Source organism: Paraburkholderia sp. BR14374 (genome assembly GCF_040948685.1).
Taxonomy (GTDB): domain Bacteria; phylum Pseudomonadota; class Gammaproteobacteria; order Burkholderiales; family Burkholderiaceae; genus Paraburkholderia; species Paraburkholderia youngii.
The window spans coordinates 170,112-195,098 of record NZ_JBFPKF010000008.1 but is presented as its reverse complement, the minus strand read 5'-3'; the positions used below and the strand labels follow the sequence as shown (position 1 = coordinate 195,098).

Sequence of the window (24,987 nt, the reverse complement as noted above, 5' to 3'; positions counted from 1 at the left end):
ATAGGTGAGGCCAGCAGAAAATTTTGCAAGCCTCCGCGTGTGGGAAAAGTTCAGTGACTCCGAAGGTTCAGTGACTCCATAGTTGAGAACAACCAGCCTGACCACACGATAAACGAAAAAGCCGTTCACGTCGCCATGAACGGCTTTTTTGCAGAACTCGAAAGCCGATCAGTTCGAACCCGCGACCTTCGGCGCGTCTTCGTAGATCAGCAGCGGTTTGCCGTCGCCGTCGATAACGTTGTCGTCGATGATGACCTTGCTGACACCTTTCATTTGCGGAAGGTCGTACATCACGTCGAGCAACGCCTGTTCCAGAATCGAACGCAGGCCCCGCGCCCCGGTCTTGCGGCGGATCGCCTTGCGCGCCACGGCCTGCAGCGCGGCCGGACGAATTTCCAGTTCGACGCGCTCCATGCTGAAGAGCTTGTGATACTGCTTGACAAGCGCATTCTTCGGTTCGACGAGAATCTTCATCAGCGCCGCTTCGTCGAGCTTGCCGAGCGTGGCAACCACCGGCAGACGGCCGATCAGTTCTGGAATCAGGCCGAACTTGATCAGATCTTCCGGCTCCACTTCGCGCAGCACTTCACCGGCATCGCGGTCCTGCTTGCTCTTCACGCTGGCGCCAAAACCGATGCCAGTCTTCTCGGTACGGTCGACGATGACCTTTTCCAGGCCGTCGAACGCGCCGCCGCAGATGAACAGGATGTTGGTCGTATCGACCTGGATGAAGTCCTGGTTCGGATGCTTACGGCCACCTTGCGGCGGCACCGACGCCATCGTGCCTTCGACCAGCTTCAGGAGAGCCTGCTGCACGCCCTCGCCCGACACGTCGCGCGTGATGGACGGGTTGTCGGACTTGCGGCTGATCTTGTCGATCTCGTCGATGTAGACAATCCCGCGCTGGGCCTTGTCCACCTCGTAATTACAATTCTGAAGCAGCTTCTGGATGATGTTCTCGACGTCTTCACCGACATAGCCGGCTTCCGTCAGCGTGGTCGCGTCGGCGATCACGAACGGCACGTTCAGAAGGCGCGCGAGCGTCTGCGCGAGCAGCGTCTTGCCGGAGCCGGTCGGGCCGATCAGCAGGATGTTGCTCTTCGACAACTCGATTTCGTCCTTCTTGTCGAGATGCTTGAGACGCTTGTAGTGGTTGTAGACCGCGACCGCGAGGATTTTCTTCGCGCGTTCCTGACCGATCACGTACTGGTCGAGAATTTCGCGGATTTCCTGCGGAGTCGGCAGGTCGGACTTGGACAAGCCCGCCTCGATGCCCGCGCCTGCAGCCTCGTCACGAATGATTTCGTTGCATAGATCGATACATTCATCGCAGATGAATACCGACGGGCCAGCAATCAGTTTCTTGACCTCATGCTGGCTCTTGCCGCAAAACGAGCAATACAACAGCTTTTCGCTGTTAGAACCTTTCTTGTCCGCCATAGATGTGTGAGCCTCCGGACACCGGATTACATAATACGCCGTTTGCCCCCGCCACGCAGTTTGGGCGCGGCAGAGCTAGTGAGCAGGATAACGGCGCTTGCCGCAGACGCCCGGACGGAAGTAGAACATTCACCACCGGCCCGATGACGGTTTTGCCGCAACAGTGGGCAAAACAGCGTGGCAAAACCGTACCAGATCAAGGACGCTTGTGCGCCACTTGGTCAACAAGGCCGTACGCCTGCGCGTCATCGCCGGACATGAAGTTGTCGCGGTCGGTGTCACGCGCGATGCGCTCGACGGGCTGACCGGTGTGGTGCGCGAGCAGATGATTCAGTCGATCCTTCAGGTACAGGATTTCGCGCGCCTGGATTTCGATGTCCGATGCCTGACCGCGCGCGCCGCCGAGCGGCTGGTGAATCATCACGCGCGAATTCGGCAGCGCGAAACGCTTGCCCTTCGCGCCGGCCGCGAGCAGAAACGCACCCATGCTTGCCGCGAGCCCCATGCAAAGGGTCGAAACGTCCGGCTTGATGAACTGCATCGTATCGTAGATCGCCATACCGGCAGACACGGAGCCGCCCGGGCTGTTGATGTAGAAGTAGATGTCCTTGTCCGGATTCTCGCTTTCGAGAAACAGCATCTGCGCAACCACCAGGTTGGCTGTCTGGTCGTTCACTTCGCCTACGAGGAACACAATGCGTTCCTTCAGCAGCCGCGAATAAATATCATACGAACGCTCGCCCCGGCCGCTCGTTTCCACGACGATCGGCACCAGACCGAGTGCCTGCGCTTCGAGATCCCGGGACGACTGGGAGGTCAACGTGTCCAGCATTTGGGCGCGAAAGGTCATGCAATGGATCCTTGTCTGGAAATATTCTGAATATTAGCTGCTAGACACAGGTTGGTGCGACGAGCCCATATTCAAGTGCCGTCTTTGTGTGCACCCACGACCGGGATCCGGTCCGTCACACACTCTCGCGGCGCAAAAAAACGGCGTGCGGGCCGTCGGTCGCTCCGACAGCCGGCACGCCGTTGCAGCGACGCTTACGCTTGCGCCGTTGCGCTTGCCAGTTCCTCGAAGCTCACTTCCTTGTCCGTCACCTTGGCCTTGCTGAGGACGAAGTCGACGACGTTGGCTTCAACGACGTACGCTTCCATTTCAGCAAGACGTTGCTGGTTCGAATAATACCAGCGGACGACTTCCTTCGGGTCTTCGTAGCTTTTCGCGAATTCGTCGACTTCGGCACGGATCTGCTCCGGCTTCGCCTGGAGTCCATTCGCCTTGACGAGCTCAGCCAACACGAGACCCAGCTTGACGCGGCGCTCGGCCTGTTCCTTGAACATCGCAGCCGGGATCGGCGCGTCCTTCGCGTTCGGCACGCCACGCTGCTCCAGATCCTGGCGAGCCATAGCGACGAGGCGCTCCTGATCCTGTTCGATCAGCGCGTTCGGCACGTCGAGTTCCGAGATCTTCAGCAGCGCGTCCATCACCTGATTCTTGACGATGGCTTGCGTGCGGCGCTTCGCTTCGCGCTCGAGGTTGTCCTTGATTTCGGCGCGCATCTTGGTCAGATCGCCGTCCTGGATGCCGAGCGATTTCGCGAATTCGCCATCGACTTCCGGCAGATGCGGCCATTCGATCTTCTTCATCGTGATCGTGAATTGCGCCGTCTTGCCCGCCACTTCCTTGCCGTGGTAGTCGTCCGGGAACTTCAGGTCGAATTCCTTCGCTTCGCCGACCTTCAGGCCGAGCGCCGCTTTTTCGAATTCCGGCAGCATGCGGCCTTCGCCGAGGATGAAGCCGAAGTCTTCGGCGCTACCGCCCTGGAATGCTTCACCGTTGATCTTGCCGACGAAGTCGACCGTCACGCGGTCGCCTTCTTTGGCGGCCATGTCCGCGCCGCCGTCGCCGTGCTCGCCGGCTTCGCCGCGAGCGTGGAAGTGCACGCGCTGCTTGCGCAGGATGTCCAGCGTGCGGTCGATTTCCGCTTCGCTGATGGTGGTCGTCGTGCGCTCGATTTCAGCCGTGGCGACGTCGCCCAGCTTCACTTCCGGGTACACCTCGAAGGTCGCGTCGAACGCGTAGCTGCCTTCAGCGGCGTCGGTCTTCGGCGCGAAGCTCGGCTGACCCGCGACACGCAGGTTCTCGGCGCGGCTGATGTCGAAGAATTCCTTGCCGACCTTGTCGCTCAGCACTTCGGCTTCCACCTGGCCCGAATACTGTTGCGTGACCATCTTGAGCGGCACCTTGCCCGGGCGGAAACCGGGCATGCGCACGTTCTTCGCGAGTTGACGGATACGCGAATCCACTTCCTTCTGCACGGCATCCTTCGGCAGGGAAATCGTCACGCGGCGTTCGAGCTTGCCGAGGTTTTCAACAACGTTAGCCATGGCTTCAATCGTCCTAAAATTATTCGAGCGAATCAGTTATCTTCTCCGTGCTGCCCGTCGATGTCGCTTCGCATCGATTTGCGCCGATTGCATCGATCGCGCACCTGCGCCGCGGGCTTGCAGGCCGCCGGCAGCACGGTTGAGTCCAAAGAGCCGAATATTTTAGCAAACTATTTGCGCGCCAAGCCGGGATTCGATGAATGCATCGAGTTTTCCCTTCATTCTGCGCGTTTTGTGGGGCATTTTCGGGTTGTTTTGGCACAGCAAGCGTGGTTTGTCTCTGCGTCGGTATCCGGTTTCCAGCGATCCCGCCTATGCCTTTCGACATATTCAGCCGACGCCCCCATGCTGATAAGCTAACGCACTCGGTCGGGCCACCACCGCCGGTCACCAGCAGCCGGTCGCTTCATCGGCGCCAGCAACCGCTCACAACGACTCAAACCTCTCAGAGACACCATGCCGAATTCGTCGCCCTCGCCTGTCGTCGTCATCGCTCCCGATTCATTCAAAGGCTCGCTCAGCGCGGAAGAGGTCGCGCAGGCGATCGCAGCTGGCATCCAGCGTGCACGCCCCGACGCAAGCGTGCGCATTTGTCCGATGGCCGACGGCGGCGAAGGCACGCTCGACGCCATGCTCACGAGCGGCGGCGAGCGCCGCACGCTTAGTGTGCGCAGCGCGGCCGGCCCGACGCGCGCGGCTCTCACAGGCCTGCTCGCGGATGGCAGCGCAATCATCGAAACGGCGGAAATCGTCGGCATTACGGACCCAGTCGGCATGGGCGTGCCGGTCGAGGCGCGCAGCACGCGTGGCATGGGCGAAGCGATTCGCGCGTTGCTCGACGCCGGCGTGCGGCGCTTTTTCGTCGCGCTCGGCGGCAGCAGCACGAACGACGGCGGCGCCGGCTTACTGACCGGCCTCGGCCTGCAACTGTTCGACGCGCAAGGCAACGCGCTCGAAGGCACGCCCGAGCAGCTTGCACGCGTGGCGCGGGTCGATGCGTCGCTACTCGACGCGCGGCTTGCCGACACGCAGTTCGTGGGTATGTCGGACGTCGACAATCCGCTGACCGGCGAGCACGGCGCGACCGCGATCTTCGGACCGCAAAAAGGCGTGAAGCCCGAACAGGTCGCACCGATCGACGCGGCGCTCGCGCGCTTCGCCGATCTGCTCGAAGCCGCGCTCGGCCACAGCGCGCGCGACCTGCCGGGCGCGGGCGCGGCAGGCGGCCTCGGCTTCGCGTTGCATATGCTCGGCGCGCAGTTCGAGCCGGGCGCGGAGACCGTCGCGCGGCAAATCGGCCTCGACGCGGCGCTCGCCGGCGCCGACTGGCTGATCACCGGCGAAGGCCGCTCCGACGTACAGACGCTGCATGGCAAGGCGCCGTTCATCGCGTGCGCGCATGCGCGAGCCGCGGGCGTGCCCGCCACGCTGCTGTCGGGCGCAGTCGACCCCGCCGCGCTGCCACGCCTCGCCGAACACTTCAGCGGCTGCTTTTCGCCGGCGCCCGGGCCGATCACGCTCGACGTGGCGATTCGCGACGCAGCGCGCCTGCTCGCCAACGAGGCCGAGCAGTTGACGCGGCTGAAATACAGCGAGCGTTGACCCGCGAAACGGTTGCCGCAACAATCACAGCGCCACGACCGTTCCACACATCACGGGGTGACCATGAAGGACTCCGCCAAAGCCGGGCTCGAGCAACTCCTCACGTATCGTCTGCATGTTCTAAACAAACTGGCCGAGCGCGGCATCAGCGCGCGCTACGCGGCGAAGCTCGACGTAACGCTGCCTGAAGCGCGTGTGATTGCGTCGGTGGGATCGTTCGGACCATTCTCGATCATGGAACTGGCACGTCATGCCAATTTGGACAAAAGCCAGGCGAGTCGCGCAGCCGAAGCGCTGATCCGGCAGGGACTCGTGCAACGCGAGACGAGCGCCGCGGACGGCCGCGTCGTGCTGGTCTCGCTGACGCAGGAAGGTCGCGCGCTGTATCGCAAGGTGATGCCGATCGCGCGCAAGTGGAACGGCGATATGTTCGACTGTCTCGCCGAAGAAGAAAGGGCCGCGTTCGGCGCGGCGCTCGACAAGGTAATTCGCGCGATGAACGCGCGGGAGTGATCACGCGCGGCGCACCGGCCATATTTGGGGAGCGCCGTTTCACGGCATTGGGCGGCGCGTGTCAAAATTCAGCATTGGCCAACGTGCCTTCACCCTCTTTTTCATCCAGGGACGTTTCAGTGGACATCAACAAACAGGTCGCGGCACTCACCGCGTCGGAACTTCAGACCGCCGGCGCGAGCCAGGCAACCGCAATCGCGGTCAGCGTCGTGCTGCGTCATCTTCGTTCGCCGGAACTGGCGAAACTTCTGTCGTCGGCATTTGAAAATCATCAAGCCGTGATGCTGCAAACGCCGTGGCCGGACCAGATGCTGCAAGCGTTCGAGTCGACGCGCCGCTTCCTCGAAGGTGCCGCGCAAGCGGAGTTGCCGGGTTCGCAGCAAGCGCCGGGAACGCCGGGCGCCTAAGTCGCGCGGCCGCAATGACAGGCCGCGGGGCAACCCTGCGGCCTTGCAGAGACCGTGCAGCAAAGAAAAAACCCCGTCGGTCCAAAGACTTGACGGGGTTTTTCTTGACTACCAATAAATGGTGCGAGGGAGGGGACTCGAACCCCTACACCCTTGCGGGCGTCAGGACCTAAACCTGGTGCGTCTACCAATTTCGCCACCCTCGCAGCCGGGTACGCCGCGATGCGTCGTGCCCGATTGTCCTGTGCACTTCCATGCGCGCCAAACACGTGCCCGAAAGCGTAAGCGCGAGATTCTAACCGATTGATTCGCGCTTGTCTGCACCCGTCGGTATCTGCGCGCGCGGCGCCGATGCTACAATTTTCGGCTCGTCGAGACGGGCGCCGTACGGACGCCAGCGCCCTTCTCGCCAGCCCTTCTACACACTCTCATCACGTGAATTTCGACGACTATTGCCAGCAGAAAGCGGCGCCCCCAGGATCGAGCACCTACTATGCGCTTCGCCAGGCCCGCGCAGCCAGTCAGCCGCTGTTGACGGCGCTCTTCGCATTGCGTCGCGAGTTCGAGGAAACGGTCAAGGAGACGAGCGATCCCGCGGTCGGCCGCACCAAGCTCGCATGGTGGCAGAAAGAAATCGCCGCGCTCGCCGCGGGCTCGCCGTCGCATCCGGTGTCCAGGGCCCTCGCGGCCTATCTGCCCGACGCGCAGGCCGAGTATCCGGCTCTGCAGGAATTGCTCGCGGGCTTCGAGATGGATCTCGACCAGGCACGCTATCTCGACTATCCGAACCTGCGGCGCTATGTGCGCGGGGTCGGCGGCAATTTCGCGTCGCTGGTGTCGCGCGCCGCGGCAGCCGGATCGGCCGACGATGCCGAGCAAGCGTCGACGTGGGCGGCTCCGCTCGGCGAGGCGCTGATGCTCGCGCAGTTCGTCGCCGAAACCGGCAACGATGCGCGGCACGGCCGCATCTACGTTCCGATCGACGAGATGCAGCGCTACAACGTCACCGCCGCCGATCTGATCAACCGCAAATACACCGACGCGTTCACCGAGCTGATGCGCTTCGAGACGCATCGCGCGCGCGATGCCGTGCAAAGCGCGCTCGCCGCGGTGCCCGCGAGCGCGCGGCGTGCCCAGCGCACGCTGCTCGCGCTCGCGGCGCTCGCGTTGGCGTTGCTCGATGAAATCGAGCGCGACGGTTATCACGTGCTGCATCAACGCATCGCGTTGACGCCGATCCGCAAGCTATGGATCGCATGGCGCGCGAAGTAGCGTGACAGCGAGCAGCGTCGATTCGCGCCCATCCGCTCACGCCCGCAGCAATGGCAGCGGCTCGAACCGCTGGCGCAGAATCGTCGACGCCTCCAAGCCCCACCAGGGCCCGAGCACCGTCGCATAAATCTGGCGAAAATCCACGCCAACCGGCAGGTTGCCATTTCCGTCGAGCCGCGCAAGCATCGGCGGTACGCCATACAAACCGCCCCGCACGCGACCACCCGTCACGAAGTGCGGCGCCACCGTGCCGTGATCGCTGCCGTTGCTCTCATTCTCGCGCGGACGCCGCCCGAACTCCGCATACGTCATCACGAGCGTATCGTTCCACCGGCCCAACTCGACAAGCGCGGCCTGCATCGCCACCATCCCTTGCGCGAAGTGTTGAAGCAACGCGGCATGCTGTCCGCACTGGTTCTGGTGCGTATCGAAACCGTTCATCGTTAGCCGGATCACGACCAAACCTCGGCCGCTCGATGACTGCTCCATTGGCGCGCGTCCGGCGGCAGCTATCTTCAGGGTGTCCGAAGCGGCCAGCACCTGCATCGCCGTTTTGATCGAACTGCCGAACGCGCCATCAGGAAACGCGGTCGTCAACTGAGGCACCGGCGTCGCGAGTCGCAAGGTCCCGCCGAACTGCGTGCGATTGACCAGCGCGATCGCGCGCGCGCCATTTGCGAGCGGCCCCATTTCGGCGCTGCCGATCACGACGCCGTCGGCCGCGAAATCGAAGGGCACCGGCTTCATCGCGAACGCGCGCGTGAGCCAGCCGTCGTGCAGATACTGATCGGAGCGTGACGCGGTATCCCAGATCTCGATCGACCGGAAATGCGACAGGTTCGGCTGCGCGTAGCCGACACCCTGCACGATCGCGAGTTGCCGGCTGCGCCACAGCAGCATCAACGGCTGCAACGCTGGATGCAGCGCGGTGCGCTCGTCGAGGTGGATCATCTGTTCGCGTTTGATGCCGATGTTTTCGCGCAGCGCGTAGTACGCGGGATCGGCGAACGGGATCACGGTGTTCAAACCGTCGTTGCCGCCTTTGAGTTCGATCAGGATCAGCAGGTTGTCGTAACCGCGCCCCGGCACAACCGACGCTTTCGATGCATCCCGCCAATGCGCAGCGTTCGCGTCCTGCGCGGCGAGCGCGCGAGGCAAACACAGCAATGCGCCGGCGGCCGCGCTCATCGACAGAAAGCTGCGTCGTTTCATGCTGCACCTCGTCGTGATCATGATGGCGCGTGCCGGGCCGCCCGTTGCCTCTGCGCGAGCCGGATCGCGATGTCAAAGCGTACGCCACCCCGGCCATTGCGCGCCATGACGCGCTGCAGCGGCGGGCGCACCTGATTCGCGCCAAGCGCTGGCCGCGCCATTCATGCGCGGCGCCCCTGCACTGCTGGTTGCGCGAAACAGCTGCTCGACGAACTGCTTGTTGGCGAGCAGCGTCGAGCTGTTGATCCGCGACCGAACGCGCGATCGGCGCGACGAACCGCGAGGTATCGTCGTAGCCGGCATCGAATGCGCGCAACGCGCCGATCACGAACTCGACTGGCGGCGAACGCGTGTTCGCCCCGCGCGCACTCAGCTTGCACGTAATAGTTCGTAACGCTGTCCGAGCCGCATTTGTTGCTCGCGACGCTGGTCCGGTCTCCGTGTGATGCGCTCGGCACGCATTGGAATGGGCTCGAACACCCAGTCAGAAGACGCCGATATCGCTTCGCTGCGCGCGCTAACGCGCGACGCTCACCACACACGTTGCAAAGGTTCGCCAACGCTGATCCGTTGCGCGTGAAATCTCGAACGGATGCTAGCGACTCAACAGAGCAGCGGACCAGGAAGTGGAAGCTGAAGGGGCAACAGGATTGTTCACGCGACGATGCGCGCGCTGAGACTAACGCTTGTACAACTCGCGCACGGCGTCTTCGATGTGCTGCCGCAGCAGCCGACGCTCTTCGGGCGTCATATGCCCGTCGCGCCGACGTTGATCGAGATCAGGGGGAACCGCGGTACGCAACATCACGTCAGAAGCAGGGTGATCGATGCTCGGATTGCGGTGGCTGGGTTTGCCATTGCCAGAGCGGGGCGCATGCTCGCTCGCCGCTCTATCCGCGGACGGCTGCGCATGGGCGAGCGTCGGGCCCAGTGTGCCTGCGAGCGTACCGGCAACCGCCAGTGCAATCACGCTCAGGCGCACATTTGGCCAAACCCCTCCCTTCATGTTGTTCCCTTCGTGGCGCGGCAACCGGCTACCTCAGATGCGTATACAAACCCCGGTAACAGCGGGGTGCGAGAGTTTTGTCGAGTGAAGTATCCACCGAACAGCCGCATTCAGTAAAGGAGTCTAAACGCGCATACTTTACGTCGCGCCATACCGCGGGTAAATTTTGTAACTGACTGTAACCCCAGAAATGGTGTAACCGCGCACCACTTTCTAATCGCGCTAAGATGCCGACCATGGAAACCAAAAACCCTTCGAAAATCCTCGTCGTCGACGACGATCCACGCCTGCGCGATCTTCTGCGCCGCTATCTCGGTGAGCAGGGCTTCAACGTCTACGTCGCCGAAAATGCGCCGTCAATGAACAAGCTCTGGGTGCGCGAGCGCTTCGATCTGCTAGTGCTCGATCTGATGCTGCCCGGTGAGGACGGCCTGTCGATCTGCCGGCGTCTGCGCGGCAGCAACGACCGCACGCCGATCATCATGCTGACGGCCAAGGGTGAGGATGTCGATCGCATCGTCGGACTCGAGATGGGTGCCGACGACTACCTGCCCAAGCCGTTCAATCCGCGTGAACTGGTCGCGCGCATTCACGCGGTGCTGCGCCGTCAGTCGCCGTCCGAGTTGCCGGGCGCGCCGTCCGAGACCACCGAGGTGTTCGAGTTCGGTGAGTTCGCACTGAATCTCGCCACCCGCACGCTGACCAAGGCCGGCCAGGAAATTCCGCTTACCACCGGTGAATTCTCGGTGCTGAAGGTGTTCGCCCGTCATCCGCGTCAGCCGCTGTCGCGCGAAAAGCTGATGGAACTCGCACGCGGCCGCGAATACGAAGTCTTCGACCGCAGCCTCGACGTGCAGATCTCGCGTCTGCGCAAATTGATCGAGCCGGATCCGGGCAGCCCGCGTTTCATTCAGACCGTGTGGGGTCTCGGCTACGTGTTCATTCCCGACGGCGCAGCCTGAGTTTGTGCTCCGTTTTCATGTCGACCAGAGTAGGCGTTTTAGCTGTCGATCAGAGTTCGCGCTTCAGTGCGTCATCTGGTCCCATGCAAAGCACCTGCTTCGGTCCCATATAGTTTCTGTCTTTGACTCCAGATAAGAAGGGCCCATGCGGATCGACCGGCGCCTCCTGACGCTCGCGTTCGGCGGCCTTTTCTGGCGGACCTTTCTGCTGATCGCGCTGTTGATCGCAGTCAGTCTCGCCGCGTGGTTCCAGAGCTTTCGCGTGATCGAGCGGGAGCCGCGTGCGCAGCGCGTGGCTCTGCAACTCGTCGCGATCGTCAAACTCACGCGCACCGCACTCCTCTATTCCGATCCCGACCTGCGGCGCGCGCTGCTGCAGGATCTGGAGAGCAATGAAGGGGTGCGCGTGTATCCGCGCGAAGCCACCGACAAATACAAACTCCAGCCCGACGAATCACTGAATCGACTGATCGAGCACGACATCCGCGGCCGTCTCGGCGACGACACGGTGATCGCGCAGAGCGTCAACGATATCAACGGCGTATGGATCAGCTTCAAGATCGACGACGACGATTACTGGGTCGCCCTCGATCGCGATCAGCTCGATAACGCGACCGGCCTGCAGTGGGCCGGCTGGGGCGTGTTCGCGCTTGCGCTGTCGCTGTTCGGCGCGGCGTTCATCACTAGTCTGGTGAACCGGCCTTTTGCGCGCCTCGCGATGGCCGCGCGTAGGGTCGGCTCCGGGCAATCGCCCGAGCCGCTGCCCGAGCGCGGCATGGGCGTCGCCGCCGAAACCAATCGAAGCTTCAACCAGATGGTGCGCGACCTCGAACAGCTCGAGGCCGATCGCGCGCTGATGCTCGCAGGCATCTCGCACGATCTGCGCACGCCGCTCGCGCGGCTGCGGCTCGAAACCGAAATGAGCCCGTCCGATCAGGCCACCAAGGACGCGATGGTCGACGACATCGAGCAGATGGACATGATCATCGGCCGCTTCCTCGATTACGCGCGTCCGGTGCAGCGCGTGCCGGAACCGGTCGACCTGTCGGTGATCGCGAGCGAGCTCGCCGCGCGGATGCAAAGCGAGGACAGCATGCGGCTGATCACACGGCTCGCTCCGTCGGCGGTGATCGAGGCCGATGAAACCGACATGCGTCGTGTGGTCGGCAATCTGCTCGAGAACGCGCGCAAATATGGTCTCAGCGACGGTGACGGTGTGCCACATGTGATTCTCGAAACGCGCGTGTCGCATTCGCGCGTCGAACTGTCGGTGGTGGACGAAGGCCCCGGCATTCCCGAAGACCAGCTCGCGCTCGTCACGCGGCCGTTCTATCGCGTGAATTCGGCGCGCACCCAGGCCAACGGCACGGGCCTCGGCATGGCGATCGTGCAGCGGCTCGTCGCGCGTTATCGCGGCGCGCTGCGTTTGCGCAACCGCTCGCCCGGACCTGGGCTTGAAGTGACGATCGAGTTTCCGCTCGCGAAGAGCGCGTGAGCCGACGGCGCGCGACACGGCGCGCCGTCGTTATTCGAAGCACGCCGCTTTGTGCGACTTCCGAAGGAGCCTTTGCATGAAAACCGTAGGCGACAAACTCGAAGCGTTCACCGTCATTGCCGCGAAACCGGGCTTCAACCATCACGAAGAACACGGCGTCTCGGCGTTCGAATACATCACCGATCAATCGTTTCCAGGCAAGTGGAAAATCATCTACTTCTATCCGAAGGATTTTTCACTGGTCTGCCCGACGGAAATCGTCGATTTCAGCAAGCTCGCCAAGGAGTTCGAGGACCGCGAGGCGGTGCTGCTCGGCGGCAGCGTCGACAATGAATACGTGAAGCTCGCGTGGCGCCGCGAGTACAAGGCGCTCGACAGGCTCAACCACTACTCGTTCGGCGACGTGAAAGGCGAGCTGATCGACCAGCTCGGCGTGCGCGACAAGGAAGCGGGCGTCGCGCTGCGCGCGACCTATATCGTCGATCCGGACAACACGATCCAGCACGTGTCGGTCAACAATCTATACGTGGGCCGTAACCCCCAGGAAGTGCTGCGCATCCTCGACGGCCTGCAAACGGACGAACTGTGCCCGAGCAATCGGACGATCGGCGGCGCGACGCTGTAAGCGGACCGCCGGTCACGCAAACCAAAGCTCGTTCAGCTCCTGACCAGCAACACCGCGGCCTGCGCCTCGATGCCCTCGCCGCGGCCGAGATAACCGAGCTTCTCGTTCGTCTTCGCCTTGACGTTCACACGCTCGATCGGCAGGCCGAGGTCCGCCGCGATATTCGCGCGCATCCCTTCGATATGCGGTGCGAGCTTCGGCGCCTGTGCGATCACGCTGCTATCGACGTTGCCGATCGCAAAACCCGCCGCCTTCACGCGCGCCACGCATTCGCGCAGCAGCACGCGGCTGTCTGCGCCGGCGAACTTCGCGTCGGTATCGGAGAAGTGGCGGCCGATGTCGCCCAGCGCGGCCGCGCCGAACAGCGCGTCGGTGATCGCGTGCAGCAGCACGTCCGCGTCCGAGTGACCGAGCAGTCCGCGCTCGTACGGAATCGTCACGCCGCCGATGATCAACGCGCGTCCCGGCACCAGCGCATGCACGTCGTAGCCTTGCCCAATTCTGAAATCCATATGCGTCACATCCTCAAGTGCTGAAGCTTTTATAGCTTCTTTAAAGCCTTTCCAAATCTTTCTATCGTGCGTATGCGAGGTATCACGAACCGGCGGCGCGGCTCAGAATCGCCTCGGCCAGATCGAAATCTTCCGGATACGTGACCTTGAAATTGCGCAGACTGCCTTGCACGAGCTTCGGCGCATGCCCCGACCATTCGATCGCGCTCGCCTCGTCGGTCAGATCGTGGCCGTCGGCCTGCGCACGCAGGATCGCCTCGCGCAGCATGCCGATGCGGAACATCTGCGGCGTCTGCGCCTGCCACAAGCCGTCGCGTGCCTCGGTACGGGCGATGCGGCCATCGGTCGACGTGCGATCGATTCGCTTTAACGTATCGGCGACCGGCAGCGCCATGATGCCGCCGACAGCATCGTCCTTTAGCGTTCCGATCAGCGTGCGGATCAGCGCCGGCGTGATGCCGGGCCGGGCTGCGTCGTGCACGAGCACCCAATCGTCGTCGTGGGCGCCGAACTCGGCGAGCGCGTGCAGACCGTTGAGCACCGACGCCTGGCGCGACGCGCCGCCCACGCGCCGCACCGCGAAACGCAGATTGCCGAAGCGGCGCGCGTCGAAGTGCTGGTCGTCGGGCGCGATGACGACTAGCGTCTGCGTGAATTCGCTGCACGCGTCGAACGCGGCGAGCGAGTAATGCAGCATGTCGCGGCCGGCGACAGTGCGGTATTGCTTGGGCATCGCGGCGCCGGAACGGCTGCCGGTGCCTGCGCACGGGATCAGGGCGAAGAGACGGGAAGTCACGAGTGCGGATGCCGCCAGGTCAAAGTAAAGGACGGATTTTATAATACGTCCTTCGCATTCACGCCCGTGGACGCGTAAACTTGGCCGTCGTGTGAGCCCCGAGCCGCTTTCTCTCCTTTATGCCAGACATCGCCGCAATCTCGCAGTCCTCCTCGCCCGTCGCGCTCGTCAAGGCCGGCCAGCGTTTCGCCTTCGACGGCACGCGCGGTTCGTCCGACGCGCTGCTGATCGCCCGCTACCACCTCAGCTATCGCGAGAAGATGCCGCTGCTGGCGGTGGTCTGCGAAAGCGCGGTCGACGCGCAGCGGCTGTCGCAGGAAATCGGCTTCTTCGCGCCCGACGCGCGCGTGCGCCTCTTGCCCGACTGGGAGACGCTGCCTTACGACACGTTTTCGCCGCACCAGGACCTCGTGTCCGAGCGTCTCGCGACGCTGCACGATCTCGGCGAAGGCCGCTGCGACATCCTGCTCGTGCCGGCCACGACGGCCTTGTACCGGATGCCGCCCGCGTCGTTCCTCGCCGCCTACACGTTCTCGTTCTCGCAGGGCGAACGGCTCGACGAAGCGAAGCTGAAGGCGCAGCTGACGCTCGCCGGCTACGAGCACGTGAGCCAGGTCGTGCGTCCCGGCGAATACTGCGTGCGCGGCTCGCTGCTCGATCTGTTCCCGATGGGCTCCCCGCTGCCCTACCGGATCGACCTGTTCGATGACCAAGTCGACTCGATCCGCGCATTCGACCCCGACACGCAGCGCAGCCTCTATCCGGTCAAGGACGTGCGCCTGCTGCCGGGCCGCGAATTCCCGTTCGACGAAGCCGCGCGCACCGCATTCCGCAGCCGCTGGCGCGAGACCTTCGAGGGCGATCCGAGCCGCGCATCGATCTATAAAGACATCGGCAACGGCGTGCCGTCGGCGGGCATCGAATACTATCTACCGCTGTTCTTCGAGGAAACGGCCACCCTCTTCCATTACCTGCCCGACGGTTCCCAGCTCGCGTTCGTCGGCGATCTGGACGCGGCGATCCGGCGCTTCACGAACGACACGAAACAGCGCTTCAACTTCCTGTCGCACGACCGCGACCGGCCGATACTCGAACCGCAGAAGCTGTTCCTGTCGGACGAAGATTTCTTCACGTTCGCGAAACCGTTCGCACGGCTCGTGCTGCCCACCAACGGCGGCGGCGCCTGGTCGATCGCTCTGCCGAACCTCGCGATCGACCGTCACGCCGACGACCCCGTCTCGGCACTGCGCGCGTATCTGAGCACGACGCCGAACCGCGTGCTGTTCGCCGCCGAATCGGCGGGCCGTCGCGAGACGCTGCTGCAACTGCTCGCCGACAATCAGCTGAAGCCCGCCTCGGCTGACAGCTTCGCCGACTGGCTCAAGGGCGATGCGCCGTTCTCGCTCGGCGTCGCGCCGCTCGCGAACGGCTTCGCGGTGCCGGACGAAGGCATCGCGATCATCACCGAAACCGAGCTGTACGGGCCGCTCGCGCGCCGCGCGGGACGCCGCCGCCAGGAGCAGGCGAGCAACGTCGATTCGATGGTGCGCGATCTGTCCGAGCTGAAGGTCGGCGATCCGGTGGTCCATTCGCAGCACGGCATCGGCCGCTACATGGGTCTGGTCACGATGGACCTCGGCGAAGGCGAAACCGAGTTCCTGCACCTCGAATACGCGGGCGACAGCAAGCTCTACGTGCCGGTCGCGCAATTGCACGTGATCTCGCGCTACAGCGGCGCCGATCCGGAAAGCGCGCCGCTGCATTCGCTGGGTTCGGGCCAGTGGGAAAAGGCCAAACGCAAGGCCGCGCAGCAGATCCGCGATACCGCCGCCGAACTGCTCAACCTGTACGCGCGCCGTGCCGCCCGCGAAGGCCACGCGTTCGCGCTCGAACCAAAGGACTATGTGAAGTTCGCCGAGAGCTTCGGTTTCGAGGAGACGCCGGACCAGGCCGCTGCGATTGCGGCCGTGATCGGCGACATGACGGGCGGCAAGCCGATGGACCGGCTGGTGTGCGGCGACGTCGGCTTCGGCAAGACCGAGGTCGCGTTGCGGGCGGCGTTCATCGCGGTGATGGGCGGCAAGCAGGTCGCGCTGCTGTCACCCACCACGCTGCTCGCCGAACAGCACACGCAAACCTTCAGTGACCGCTTCTCCGACTGGCCGGTGCGCATCGCCGAGCTGTCGCGCTTCAAGTCGACCAAGGAAGTGAACGCGGCGATCCAGCAGATCAACGAAGGTTCGGTCGACATCGTGATCGGCACGCACAAGCTGCTGTCGTCGGATGTGCAGTTCAAGCGGCTCGGGCTCGTGATCATCGACGAGGAGCATCGCTTCGGCGTGCGTCAGAAGGAAGCGCTGAAGGCGCTGCGCGCTGAAGTCGACGTGCTGACGCTGACCGCGACGCCGATTCCGCGCACGCTCGGCATGGCGCTCGAAGGCCTGCGCGATTTCTCGGTGATCGCCACGGCGCCGCAAAAGCGCCTTGCGATCAAGACCTTCGTGCGGCGCGAGGAAGACAGCGTGATTCGCGAAGCGATGCTGCGCGAGCTGAAGCGCGGCGGCCAGGTCTACTTCCTGCACAACGAAGTCGAGACGATCGAGAACCGTCGGCAGATGCTCGAAGCACTCGTGCCCGAAGCGCGCATCGCGGTCGCGCATGGCCAGATGCACGAGCGCGAACTGGAACGCGTGATGCGCGACTTCGTCGCGCAACGCGCGAACGTGCTGCTGTGCACGACGATCATCGAAACCGGCATCGACGTGCCGAGCGCGAACACGATCCTGATCCATCGCGCCGACAAGTTCGGTCTCGCGCAATTGCATCAGCTGCGTGGACGCGTCGGCCGCTCGCATCACCAGGCGTATTCGTATCTGCTCGTGCATGATCCGCAGGGGCTCACCAAGCAGGCGCAACGACGGCTCGAAGCAATCCAGCAGATGGAGGAACTCGGCTCGGGCTTCTATCTCGCGATGCACGACCTCGAGATTCGCGGCACCGGCGAGGTGCTCGGCGACAAGCAGTCGGGCGAGATTCACGAGATCGGCTTCCAGCTTTATACCGACATGCTCAATGACGCGGTGAAGGCGCTCAAGAACGGCAAGGAGCCGGACCTCACCGCGCCGCTCGCGGCGACCACCGAGATCAACCTGCATTCGCCGGCGATCCTGCCGTCGGACTACTGCGGCGACGTGCAGGAACGTCTGTCGCTGTACAAGCGCCTCGCGAACTGCGAACACAGCGATTCGATCGACGGTATCCAGGAGGAGCTGATCGACCGCTTCGGCAAGCTGCCGCCGCAGGCGCATGCGCTGGTGGAGACGCATCGTCTGCGGCTCGCCGCGAAACCGCTCGGCATTTCGAAGATCGATGCCGGCGAAGCGGTGATTGGCCTGCAGTTCATCCCGAATCCGCCCGTCGACGCGATGCGGATCATCGAGATGGTGCAGAAGCACAAGCACATCAAGCTCGCGGGCCAGGACAAGCTGCGTATCGAAACGCGCAGCCCGGATCTCGCGGTGCGCGTCGCGACCGTCAAGGAGACCTTGCGCGCGCTCGGTTCGCCGAGCCGCGGCACCGCGCCGGCGCCCGCGCGCTGATGGTCCTGAAACAGCAAAAAAACGGGGGGACGTCCCCCGTTTTTTGCATCGATGCTGCGCTGCGCCAACGCGCGCCGGGCGTTTTGGCCACCTTACCAAAATGCAATATGGGATATGATCGATAGACACAAAATGATGGAGTCATGTCATGTCTCACGTCGCTGAAACAGCGCAATCGTCGCAGTCGTCCGCTTCCTCCGCCTCCTCCGCTTCTCCGGTATCTCTGCCCTGGGTCACCCGTCTCGTGTCGATGGACACGGTGAGCCGCAATCCGAATCTCGGCCTGATCGAAACCGTGCGCGACGAACTGCGCGCGGTCGGTATCGACGCGACGCTGACGCACGGCAAGGGCGGCAAATGGGCGAACCTGTTCGCGACGATTCCCGCGCACGATGGCGAAACGAACGGCGGCGTCGTGCTGTCGGGCCATACGGACGTCGTGCCAGTGGATGGCCAGCAATGGGACAGCGATCCGTTCAAGCCCGAGATCCGCGGTGACAAGCTCTACGGCCGCGGCACCTGCGACATGAAGGGTTTCATCGGCGCGGCGCTCGCGCTCGTGCCCGAGATGCAGCGTACCAGGCTCGCGAAACCCATCCACTTCGCACTGTCGTTCGACGAGGAGGTTGGCTGCGTCGGCGCGCCGCTGATGATCGCCGATCTGATGAAGCGCGGCGTGAAGCCGGACGGCTGTATCGTCGGCGAGCCGACCAGCATGCGCCCGATCATCGCGCACAAAGGCATCAACGCGTACCACTGCTGCGTGCGAGGCCAGGCCGCGCATTCGTCGCTGACGCCGAAGGGCTTGAACGCGATCGAATACGCGGCGCGCCTGATCTGCCACATCCGCGACATGGCCGACCAGTTCCGCGCGCAAGGCCCGTTCGACGAACTGTACGACGTGCCGTTCAGCACCGCGCAGACCAGCACGATCACGGGCGGCAACGCGATCAACACGGTGCCGGCCGAATGCCAGTTCCAGTTCGAATTCCGCAATCTGCCGACGCTCGATCCCGAGCAGATCTTCGCGCGCATCGACAGCTACGCGCGCGAAACGCTGCTGCCGAAAATGCTGCGCGAGCATCCGTCGGCCGCGATCGAGATCACGAAGATCGCCGCGGCGCCCGGACTGGATTCGTCTGAGCAGGCCGCGATCACGCAACTCGTGCGCGCGCTGACGGCCGACCAGGACAAGCGTAAGGTCGCGTACGGCACCGAGGCAGGCCTCTTCTCGAACGCGGGGATTCCGAGCATCGTCTGCGGCCCCGGCGATATCCAGCAGGCGCACAAGGCGAACGAATTCGTCGAGCTCGAGCAGCTCGTCGCGTGCGAGCGCTTCCTGCGCAAGTTCATTCACAGCATGTCGGTCGAGGCCGCTTAGCCCGTCTCGTTGCAGCGGCGCGCAGCCGCGGTGAACCTGCGCGCCGCGCCACGGGTCTGAGCGACATCGACGACTCCGGAGCGACCGCCATGTCCAGCGCCATGCAGCAGCACACGGATCACACGATCGACGGCGAGCCGATCCCCACGCTCGACGACATCGCCGCGCAGCATTTCGCATTGACGCCGTGGGTCGCGCGCACGCCGGTGTTCGACCGGCTCGACTTCTCGTCGCTGCGCGGCACCGTCGTCAATTTCAAGTTCGAACTCTTGCAGGCGGGTGGCAGCTTCAAGGCGCGCGGCGCCTTTACGAACCTGCTCGCGCTCGACGACGCGCAGAAGAGCGCGGGCGTGACCTGCGTGTCAGGCGGCAATCACGCGGTGGCGGTCGCCTATGCGGCGATGCGGCTCGGCGTCAGCGCGAAGGTCGTGCTGTTCAGCGCGGCGAATCCGGCGCGCGTCGCGTTGTGCCGTGCATACGGCGCCGACATCGTCTATGCGGAAGATCTCGCCGAAGCGTTCGAACTGGTGCGACGCATCGAGGCCGAGGAAGGCCGTTATTTCGTGCATCCGTTCAACGGTTATCGCACGGTGCTCGGCTCGGCGACGCTCGGCTACGAATGGGCGACGCAAACACCCGACCTCGAAGCGGTGATCGTGCCGATCGGCGGCGGTGGCCTCGCGGCCGGAGTCTCCACCGCTCTGCGCCTCGCGAATCCGAACATCCACGTGTACGGCGTCGAACCCGAAGGCTCCGATGTGATGAGCAAGAGTTTTGCCGCCAACCATACGGTCAGAATGGGCCATATGTACAGCATCGCCGATTCGCTGATGTCGCCGCATACCGAGCAATACAGCTACGAGTTGTGCCGCCGCCATATCGATCGGCTCGTGACGGTGTCCGACGATCAGTTGCGCGAAGCGATGCTGATCCTGTTCAATCAGCTGAAGCTCGCGGTCGAGCCGGCTTGCGCGGCCGCCACCGCCGCCTTGCTCGGACCGTTGCGCGAACAGTTGCAGGGCAAACGCGTGGGCGTGCTGCTGTGCGGCGCGAACATCGACCCGGTCAGTTTTGCCGCGCACCTGGAGCGTGCGCGTCATGGCGAGTCACAGTTTCCTCATTAACGACGCGCGGCGAATGCACTTGTTGCGTCGGGGCCAAGGCACTAGCCTATCCGCTTCAGGTTGGTATGATTCGGCTATTCATATCAGGGAGGTGTGTGTATGAGCATGATCCAGGAATTTAAAGAATTTGCCCTCAAAGGCAATGTGATGGACTTGGCGGTCGGTGTGATTATCGGCGGCGCATTTTCCACCATTGTCAATTCCGTGGTTAAAGACCTGATCATGCCGGTCGTCGGGCTCGCTACCGGCGGCTTCGATTTCTCCAATCTGTTCGTTCGCCTCGGCCATATTCCAGCGACTTACAAAGGCAACCCCGAATCGTATAAAGACCTGCAGACGGCCGGCGTGGCGGTGTTCGGTTACGGCTCGTTCATTACCGCGACGATCAACTTCATCATTCTCGCGTTCATCATCTTTCTGATGGTCAAGTTCATCAACAAACTGCGCAAGGAGCCGCAAGCTGCTCCGGCGGAACCGCCCCCGACGCCGGAAGACGTGCTTCTGCTTCGCGAGATCCGCGATTCGCTGAAAAACCAGCAGCGTTAATTGTTAGATAAAGCTCGGTTTCAAATACCTGAGCCCGTGAAATGAAAAAGGCCTGTTGCGACTGACTTCGCAACAGGCCTTTGTCTTTTCACTTTGCTTTCAGCGCACTGCCCTTTATCGAGCCTTACGCATTCTTTTGCGCCTTCAATTGCGCGGCGCTTTCGATCATCGCTTCGAGCTGGCCGAAATTGACAGGCTTCGTCAGATGCGATGTAAAGCCCGCACCCAAGCAACGGCGCACGTCCTCGTCGGTGCCGAAGCCGGTCAACGCGACGGCTGGCACATCGGAATGTTCGCGAAACGCCTTGATGAAATCGAGGCCGGTGCCATCGGGCAACCCGACATCGCTGACAACCAGATCGAAGTTCTGCAACTGCGTCGCCGCAAGCGCATCGTCGATGCGCCCGACCACGGTCACCTGATGACCCAAGCCGCGCATCAATTGGGCCATCACGTCGGCGGTATCGGCATGATCCTCGATCAGCAGCACGGTCAGCGAACTCGCCGGCTGCACGGTGCTCGGCACGATGACCGGCGGCGCGGTGGCCGGCGCGGCCGCGGTCGGCAGCGTGATCGTGAAGGTCGCGCCGCAATGCGGACCGGGACTCTGCGCGGTCACGGTGCCGCCGTGCACGTCGGTCAGCGCCTTCGTGATCGCGAGACCGAGACCCAGCCCGCCGAATTGCCGCGTCATACTCTGGTCGCCCTGCTCGAACGCGTTGAACAGCTTGCCGATCTGCTCCGGCTCGATGCCGATGCCGGTGTCTTCGATCGAGATCTGCACCTGCATGCGTTCGTCGCGCGTGCGTACATAGATATGGCCGCCGTCCGGCGTGAACTTAGCGGCATTGCGAATCAGGTTCCACAGCATCTGTTGCAGACGCGCGCGATCGGCGAGCACGTAGTGATGCGTCGCGCGCTTGTCGACATGCACGTCCTGCTGCTTGACCTGGATTTCGCTGCGAAAGAGTTCGAGCACGCTGTCGATCACGTCGTGCACGTCGACGGTTTCCAGCGACAGCCGCAGCTTGCCGTTCGCGACGCGCGTCAGATCGAGCAGATCGTCGATCAGCCGTGCCTCCAGCTCGACGTTGCGGCGGATCATCCGCACGCTCGCGCGCGCCTGCTCGGGCAGATCGGCAATCATCTCGAGCACGCTCGCGCCCGCCAGCACCGGCGTGAGCGGCGTGCGCAATTCGTGCGACAGCATCGCGAGAAAACGGTCCTTCGCGCGGTTCGCCTCTTCGGCGGCCTGGCGCGCGGCCTGCTCCGACTCGAGCAGCCGCTCGCGCTCCTCGATCGCCTCGCGCTGCGAGTGAATGTCGGTGCAACTGCCGAACCATTTGCTGACGTTGCCTTCGGCATCGCGCATCGCGACCACGCGCACGTCGAACCAGCGGTACTCGCCGTCGTGGCGGCGAATCCGCATCTCGTGCCGATAGTCGCCGTTGCGGCTCGCCACGGCCTTGAGCCAGCTTTGCCGGATCTGCTCGCGATCGTCGGGATGCACGGCGTCGAGCCACGCAAGACCATGCGAGCTGTGTTCGGGCAAGCCGGTGTAGTCGTACCATTGCTTCGACAGGAAGTCGCAATCGCCGGCTGCGTCGCAGGTCAGCACCAGGTGCGGCAACGTCTCTGACAGCGTGCGGTAATGCAGTTCGCGATCGCGCAGCAGCAGCGCTTCGTCGGACGCGCGTTGCAGCCGCACCTGCGACAGCACGCGCTCCACGGCCTCCGGCAGATAGTCGAGATAGTCGCCGGACTTCGGCACCACGTCGGACACGCCCGCGCGCAGTGCTTCGATCACGCGCGACTCGTCGGTGAAGCCGGTCACGAGGATCGCCGGAATGCGCACACCCTCCGCGCGCAGGCGCCGAAAGAAATCGAGCCCGGTCTCCGGCCCGTTCAACTGATAGTCGAGCACCAGCAGATCGAAGCCGCCGCTCGCGAGCCGCTCGCAGGCCGCCTCGACACCGGCGCAGATCGCCACCCGGCAGCCGGCGCGTTCGAGCGACTTGCGCGCGAGCCGCAGGATGCCCTCGTCGTCATCGACAACGAGCACATAAGCGGCTTGCGGCTTGGACACTTCTTCGGTCATGCGGATGCTCTGTGGCTAAGGTCAGTGCTTATGTTGTCATGAACGGCTTTCGGTCACCTTCAGGCCGGCTCGAGCCGATGCGCCGGCGGCAGCTTGACCACTTGCAGAAAAAAGGCTGCCGGCGCACGGCCTCGATGAACGTATCGTGTTCGACCGGCTTGCAGACGTAGACGTTGCAACCGAGTTCGTAGCAGCGAGCGGATTCGCGCCGGCGCGGCGCAGATTCCGCTCGACGAGCGTTGCGTGGCCGTCGTCGTCTTCGATCAGAACGAAGCTGGCCGTTTGCGCGTGATTCATAGGCTCTCCGTGCCAACGATTCGTCATCCATGTCCGCGCCGGCATGCGCAACGCTCAGAAGCGCACGGGCTGCTCGGGCAGCACCACGAAAAAGGTCGAACCGGCGCCTTCAGCCGATTCGACCCAGACGCGTCCGCCGTGCCGCTCGACCGTGCGCCGCACCACCGCGAGGCCAATCCCCTCGCCGCTAGCGACGTCTGCATGCAGACGCTGGAACGCGCGAAACACCTTCGATAGATACGCGGCCGGAATGCCTAGCCCATTATCGCGGACGTAATAGGTGCGCATACGGACCGCGCGCGGCTCGCTTTCATCGACGGGTTCGGGCGCAAGCGCGCCGACCTCGATGCGCCCGCGGCGCGCCGGATCGAGAAAAGTCAGCGCATTGCCGATCAGGTTGCTGAAGATCTGTTCGACCGCCGCCGGATCGCCCCATGCGGGCGGCAGCTCTCGCACCGTGACACTCGCGGCGCGCTGGTCGATCGTGCCTTGCAGCCCATCGACGACCCGCGCCACCGCGCGCCCGACGCTGACCCGCTGCCACTGGTATTCGAGCCGTCCCGCGCGCGAGATGCGCAACAGCGCGTCGATGATCGCCGCCGCGCGCGCAACAGCCGTGCGCAAATAGTGCAACGACTCGCGCACGTCGCCATTCAGAATCTGCGTCATGCGCCGCGCTTCGATCTCAGGCAGGCGAGCCCGCCCGACGAGGCCGTCGAGTTCGTCGCACGATACGTGCAGCTCCTTCGAAAACCCTTGCAGATTCACGAGCGGCGAGCGCAGATCATGCGACACGCTGTAGATGAACATCTCGTTGTCCTGCGGTTCCTGGCGCAATTCCTCATTGACGGCCGTCAGTTCGCGCGCGCGTGCTTCGAGCTCGGTCTTCAGGGCCTGCTGCCCGGCTTCCGCCTCGCGCAGACGCGTATCGGTCTGATGCAGCACCGAGTCGAGCGCGGCGATTTCGTCGCTGCCCGACAACGGCGCCGCGAGCGGCCGGCCGCTGCCGAGCCGCTCGGCGTTATCGGTCAGCACTTCGAGGCGCTGGCCGATGCCGCGCGCGAACACGAAGGCGGTGACCGCCCAGATCAGCATCGAGCCGAATGCCGCGGCGATCAGCGCGCGCTGCTGAAGGTCACGACGCTCGCCGAGCGCGCTCGCGCGCTCGACGTCGAGTACCGACGCCGCCGCGTCGAACTGGGCCAACTCCTCGCGGAACACGGCGATCTGCTCCGGCAACTCGCCGGTTTCGAGCGCAATATAGGGGCGTAGACTGCGCCCCTCGTGCACAGCCTGCGAGATCGCGACACTCTGTTGGCGATACGCGCCGATCGCGCGCCGCATGCTGTGTACGCGCTCGGCCTGGGCCGGTGTTTCGGCGACGAGCGCATCGAGCTTCGCGAGCCGGTCGTTCAGTTCGACCCACACCGCGTGGCGCTCGATCAGCGACGCATCGCCCGTTACCATCGCGGTGCGCACGCGCGCGGCCTGGCGCAGCAGCGGGTCGACGATGGCCGACGACTCGTAGAGGATCTGCTTGCTGTTGTCGACCCATCGCGCGGCCTGCGCGGTGCGCTCCTGGGTGTCGAAGACGACCCCGAGCAGCGCGAGTTCGACCACGCTCGGTATTGCGATCAGCAGCAGGCCTTTGGTGAATAGTTTCATGGTTCCGTCAGGGCGTTCAGGCTGTGGTTCAGGCTGTCACTCGA

The 24,987-nt window shown here is 63.7% G+C and carries 21 protein-coding genes, 1 tRNA gene and 1 pseudogene; 12 read left to right on the top strand and 11 right to left on the bottom strand.

Going from position 1 to position 24,987, the window contains the following annotated elements; genetic code table 11:
- Positions 1-168: 168 nt before the first annotated feature.
- The 3 genes from clpX to tig form a co-directional block, all read right to left on the bottom strand.
- Positions 169-1,440, bottom strand: a complete 1,272-nt coding sequence (gene clpX / locus AB3X86_RS20615) for an ATP-dependent Clp protease ATP-binding subunit ClpX (protein ID WP_013089402.1) — start codon at positions 1,438-1,440, stop codon at positions 169-171.
- Positions 1,441-1,636: 196 nt separating this feature from the next.
- Complete coding sequence (clpP, locus tag AB3X86_RS20610; RefSeq protein ID WP_013089401.1) at positions 1,637-2,290, bottom strand: ATP-dependent Clp endopeptidase proteolytic subunit ClpP; 654 nt, start codon at positions 2,288-2,290, stop codon at positions 1,637-1,639.
- A gap of 194 nt (positions 2,291-2,484) precedes the next feature.
- The gene (gene tig, locus AB3X86_RS20605) at positions 2,485-3,831 is read right to left on the bottom strand and encodes a trigger factor (protein WP_368597412.1); all 1,347 of its coding nucleotides are present in this window, start codon (positions 3,829-3,831) and stop codon (positions 2,485-2,487) included.
- A gap of 60 nt (positions 3,832-3,891) precedes the next feature.
- Between tig and AB3X86_RS20600 the strand changes: the two genes are divergently transcribed.
- From AB3X86_RS20600 to AB3X86_RS20585, 4 genes are all read left to right on the top strand, one after another.
- Positions 3,892-4,191 carry a hypothetical protein gene (locus tag AB3X86_RS20600; protein WP_368597411.1) on the top strand — a complete coding sequence of 100 codons (300 nt, stop codon included), beginning with the start codon at positions 3,892-3,894 and terminating at the stop codon, positions 4,189-4,191.
- A 96-nt stretch (positions 4,192-4,287) separates the two neighbouring features.
- Positions 4,288-5,433 (top strand): glycerate kinase, encoded by a 1,146-nt coding sequence (locus AB3X86_RS20595; protein WP_368597410.1) that lies wholly within the window; start codon positions 4,288-4,290, stop codon positions 5,431-5,433.
- 63 nt (positions 5,434-5,496) lie between these two features.
- Positions 5,497-5,946 carry a MarR family winged helix-turn-helix transcriptional regulator gene (locus AB3X86_RS20590; protein WP_368597409.1) on the top strand — a complete coding sequence of 150 codons (450 nt, stop codon included), beginning with the start codon at positions 5,497-5,499 and terminating at the stop codon, positions 5,944-5,946.
- Between the two features lie 119 nt (positions 5,947-6,065).
- On the top strand, positions 6,066-6,353 hold the full coding sequence (locus tag AB3X86_RS20585) for a hypothetical protein (protein ID WP_176108606.1): 288 nt from the start codon (positions 6,066-6,068) through the stop codon (positions 6,351-6,353).
- Between the two features lie 119 nt (positions 6,354-6,472).
- Here AB3X86_RS20585 and AB3X86_RS20580 read toward each other — a convergent pair.
- Positions 6,473-6,559, bottom strand: a tRNA-Leu gene (locus AB3X86_RS20580).
- A gap of 229 nt (positions 6,560-6,788) precedes the next feature.
- Here AB3X86_RS20580 and AB3X86_RS20575 point away from each other — a divergent pair.
- A complete protein-coding gene (locus AB3X86_RS20575; protein WP_368597408.1) occupies positions 6,789-7,625 on the top strand; it encodes a squalene/phytoene synthase family protein in 837 nt (278 codons plus the stop codon).
- Between the two features lie 36 nt (positions 7,626-7,661).
- Here AB3X86_RS20575 and AB3X86_RS20570 read toward each other — a convergent pair whose 3' ends face one another.
- Positions 7,662-8,837, bottom strand: coding sequence for a DUF1501 domain-containing protein (locus tag AB3X86_RS20570; protein WP_368597407.1), 1,176 nt, complete (start codon positions 8,835-8,837; stop codon positions 7,662-7,664).
- A gap of 679 nt (positions 8,838-9,516) precedes the next feature.
- Complete coding sequence (locus AB3X86_RS20565) at positions 9,517-9,843, bottom strand: hypothetical protein (protein WP_176108610.1); 327 nt, start codon at positions 9,841-9,843, stop codon at positions 9,517-9,519.
- A gap of 236 nt (positions 9,844-10,079) precedes the next feature.
- Between AB3X86_RS20565 and ompR the strand changes: the two genes are divergently transcribed.
- The 3 genes from ompR to AB3X86_RS20550 all read left to right on the top strand — a co-directional run bounded on the left by ompR (position 10,080) and on the right by AB3X86_RS20550 (position 12,925).
- Positions 10,080-10,805: a two-component system response regulator OmpR gene (gene ompR / locus AB3X86_RS20560; protein WP_033379433.1), complete on the top strand. Its 726-nt coding sequence runs from the start codon at positions 10,080-10,082 to the stop codon at positions 10,803-10,805.
- A 145-nt stretch (positions 10,806-10,950) separates the two neighbouring features.
- On the top strand, positions 10,951-12,300 hold the full coding sequence (locus AB3X86_RS20555) for an ATP-binding protein (RefSeq protein WP_013089393.1): 1,350 nt from the start codon (positions 10,951-10,953) through the stop codon (positions 12,298-12,300).
- Between the two features lie 76 nt (positions 12,301-12,376).
- A complete protein-coding gene (locus AB3X86_RS20550) occupies positions 12,377-12,925 on the top strand; it encodes a peroxiredoxin (RefSeq protein WP_368597406.1) in 549 nt (182 codons plus the stop codon).
- 32 nt (positions 12,926-12,957) lie between these two features.
- On the opposite strand, the gene ispF is transcribed toward AB3X86_RS20550, so the two are convergent.
- Both ispF and ispD read right to left on the bottom strand, forming a co-directional pair.
- Positions 12,958-13,437, bottom strand: a complete 480-nt coding sequence (gene ispF / locus AB3X86_RS20545) for a 2-C-methyl-D-erythritol 2,4-cyclodiphosphate synthase (RefSeq protein WP_018432029.1) — start codon at positions 13,435-13,437, stop codon at positions 12,958-12,960.
- An 82-nt stretch (positions 13,438-13,519) separates the two neighbouring features.
- Positions 13,520-14,233: a 2-C-methyl-D-erythritol 4-phosphate cytidylyltransferase gene (gene ispD, locus AB3X86_RS20540; RefSeq protein WP_176119859.1), complete on the bottom strand. Its 714-nt coding sequence runs from the start codon at positions 14,231-14,233 to the stop codon at positions 13,520-13,522.
- Between the two features lie 119 nt (positions 14,234-14,352).
- Here ispD and mfd point away from each other — a divergent pair, with 119 nt between their 5' ends.
- From mfd to mscL, 4 genes are all read left to right on the top strand, one after another.
- Positions 14,353-17,832 (top strand): transcription-repair coupling factor, encoded by a 3,480-nt coding sequence (gene mfd, locus AB3X86_RS20535; RefSeq protein ID WP_176119860.1) that lies wholly within the window; start codon positions 14,353-14,355, stop codon positions 17,830-17,832.
- 148 nt (positions 17,833-17,980) lie between these two features.
- The gene (gene argE / locus AB3X86_RS20530; RefSeq protein WP_368597405.1) at positions 17,981-19,213 is read left to right on the top strand and encodes an acetylornithine deacetylase; all 1,233 of its coding nucleotides are present in this window, start codon (positions 17,981-17,983) and stop codon (positions 19,211-19,213) included.
- An 89-nt stretch (positions 19,214-19,302) separates the two neighbouring features.
- Positions 19,303-20,337: a threonine/serine dehydratase gene (locus AB3X86_RS20525; RefSeq protein ID WP_176377838.1), complete on the top strand. Its 1,035-nt coding sequence runs from the start codon at positions 19,303-19,305 to the stop codon at positions 20,335-20,337.
- A 99-nt stretch (positions 20,338-20,436) separates the two neighbouring features.
- Positions 20,437-20,883, top strand: coding sequence for a large conductance mechanosensitive channel protein MscL (mscL, locus tag AB3X86_RS20520; protein ID WP_018432034.1), 447 nt, complete (start codon positions 20,437-20,439; stop codon positions 20,881-20,883).
- 124 nt (positions 20,884-21,007) lie between these two features.
- On the opposite strand, the gene AB3X86_RS20515 is transcribed toward mscL, so the two are convergent.
- The 3 genes and pseudogenes from AB3X86_RS20515 to AB3X86_RS20505 form a co-directional block, all read right to left on the bottom strand.
- Positions 21,008-22,981, bottom strand: coding sequence for a response regulator (locus AB3X86_RS20515; protein WP_368597404.1), 1,974 nt, complete (start codon positions 22,979-22,981; stop codon positions 21,008-21,010).
- A gap of 59 nt (positions 22,982-23,040) precedes the next feature.
- Positions 23,041-23,278 (bottom strand): annotated as a pseudogene (locus AB3X86_RS20510) (hypothetical protein).
- 54 nt (positions 23,279-23,332) lie between these two features.
- On the bottom strand, positions 23,333-24,943 hold the full coding sequence (locus tag AB3X86_RS20505) for an ATP-binding protein (RefSeq protein ID WP_368597403.1): 1,611 nt from the start codon (positions 24,941-24,943) through the stop codon (positions 23,333-23,335).
- Between the last annotated feature and the right edge of the window lie 44 nt (positions 24,944-24,987).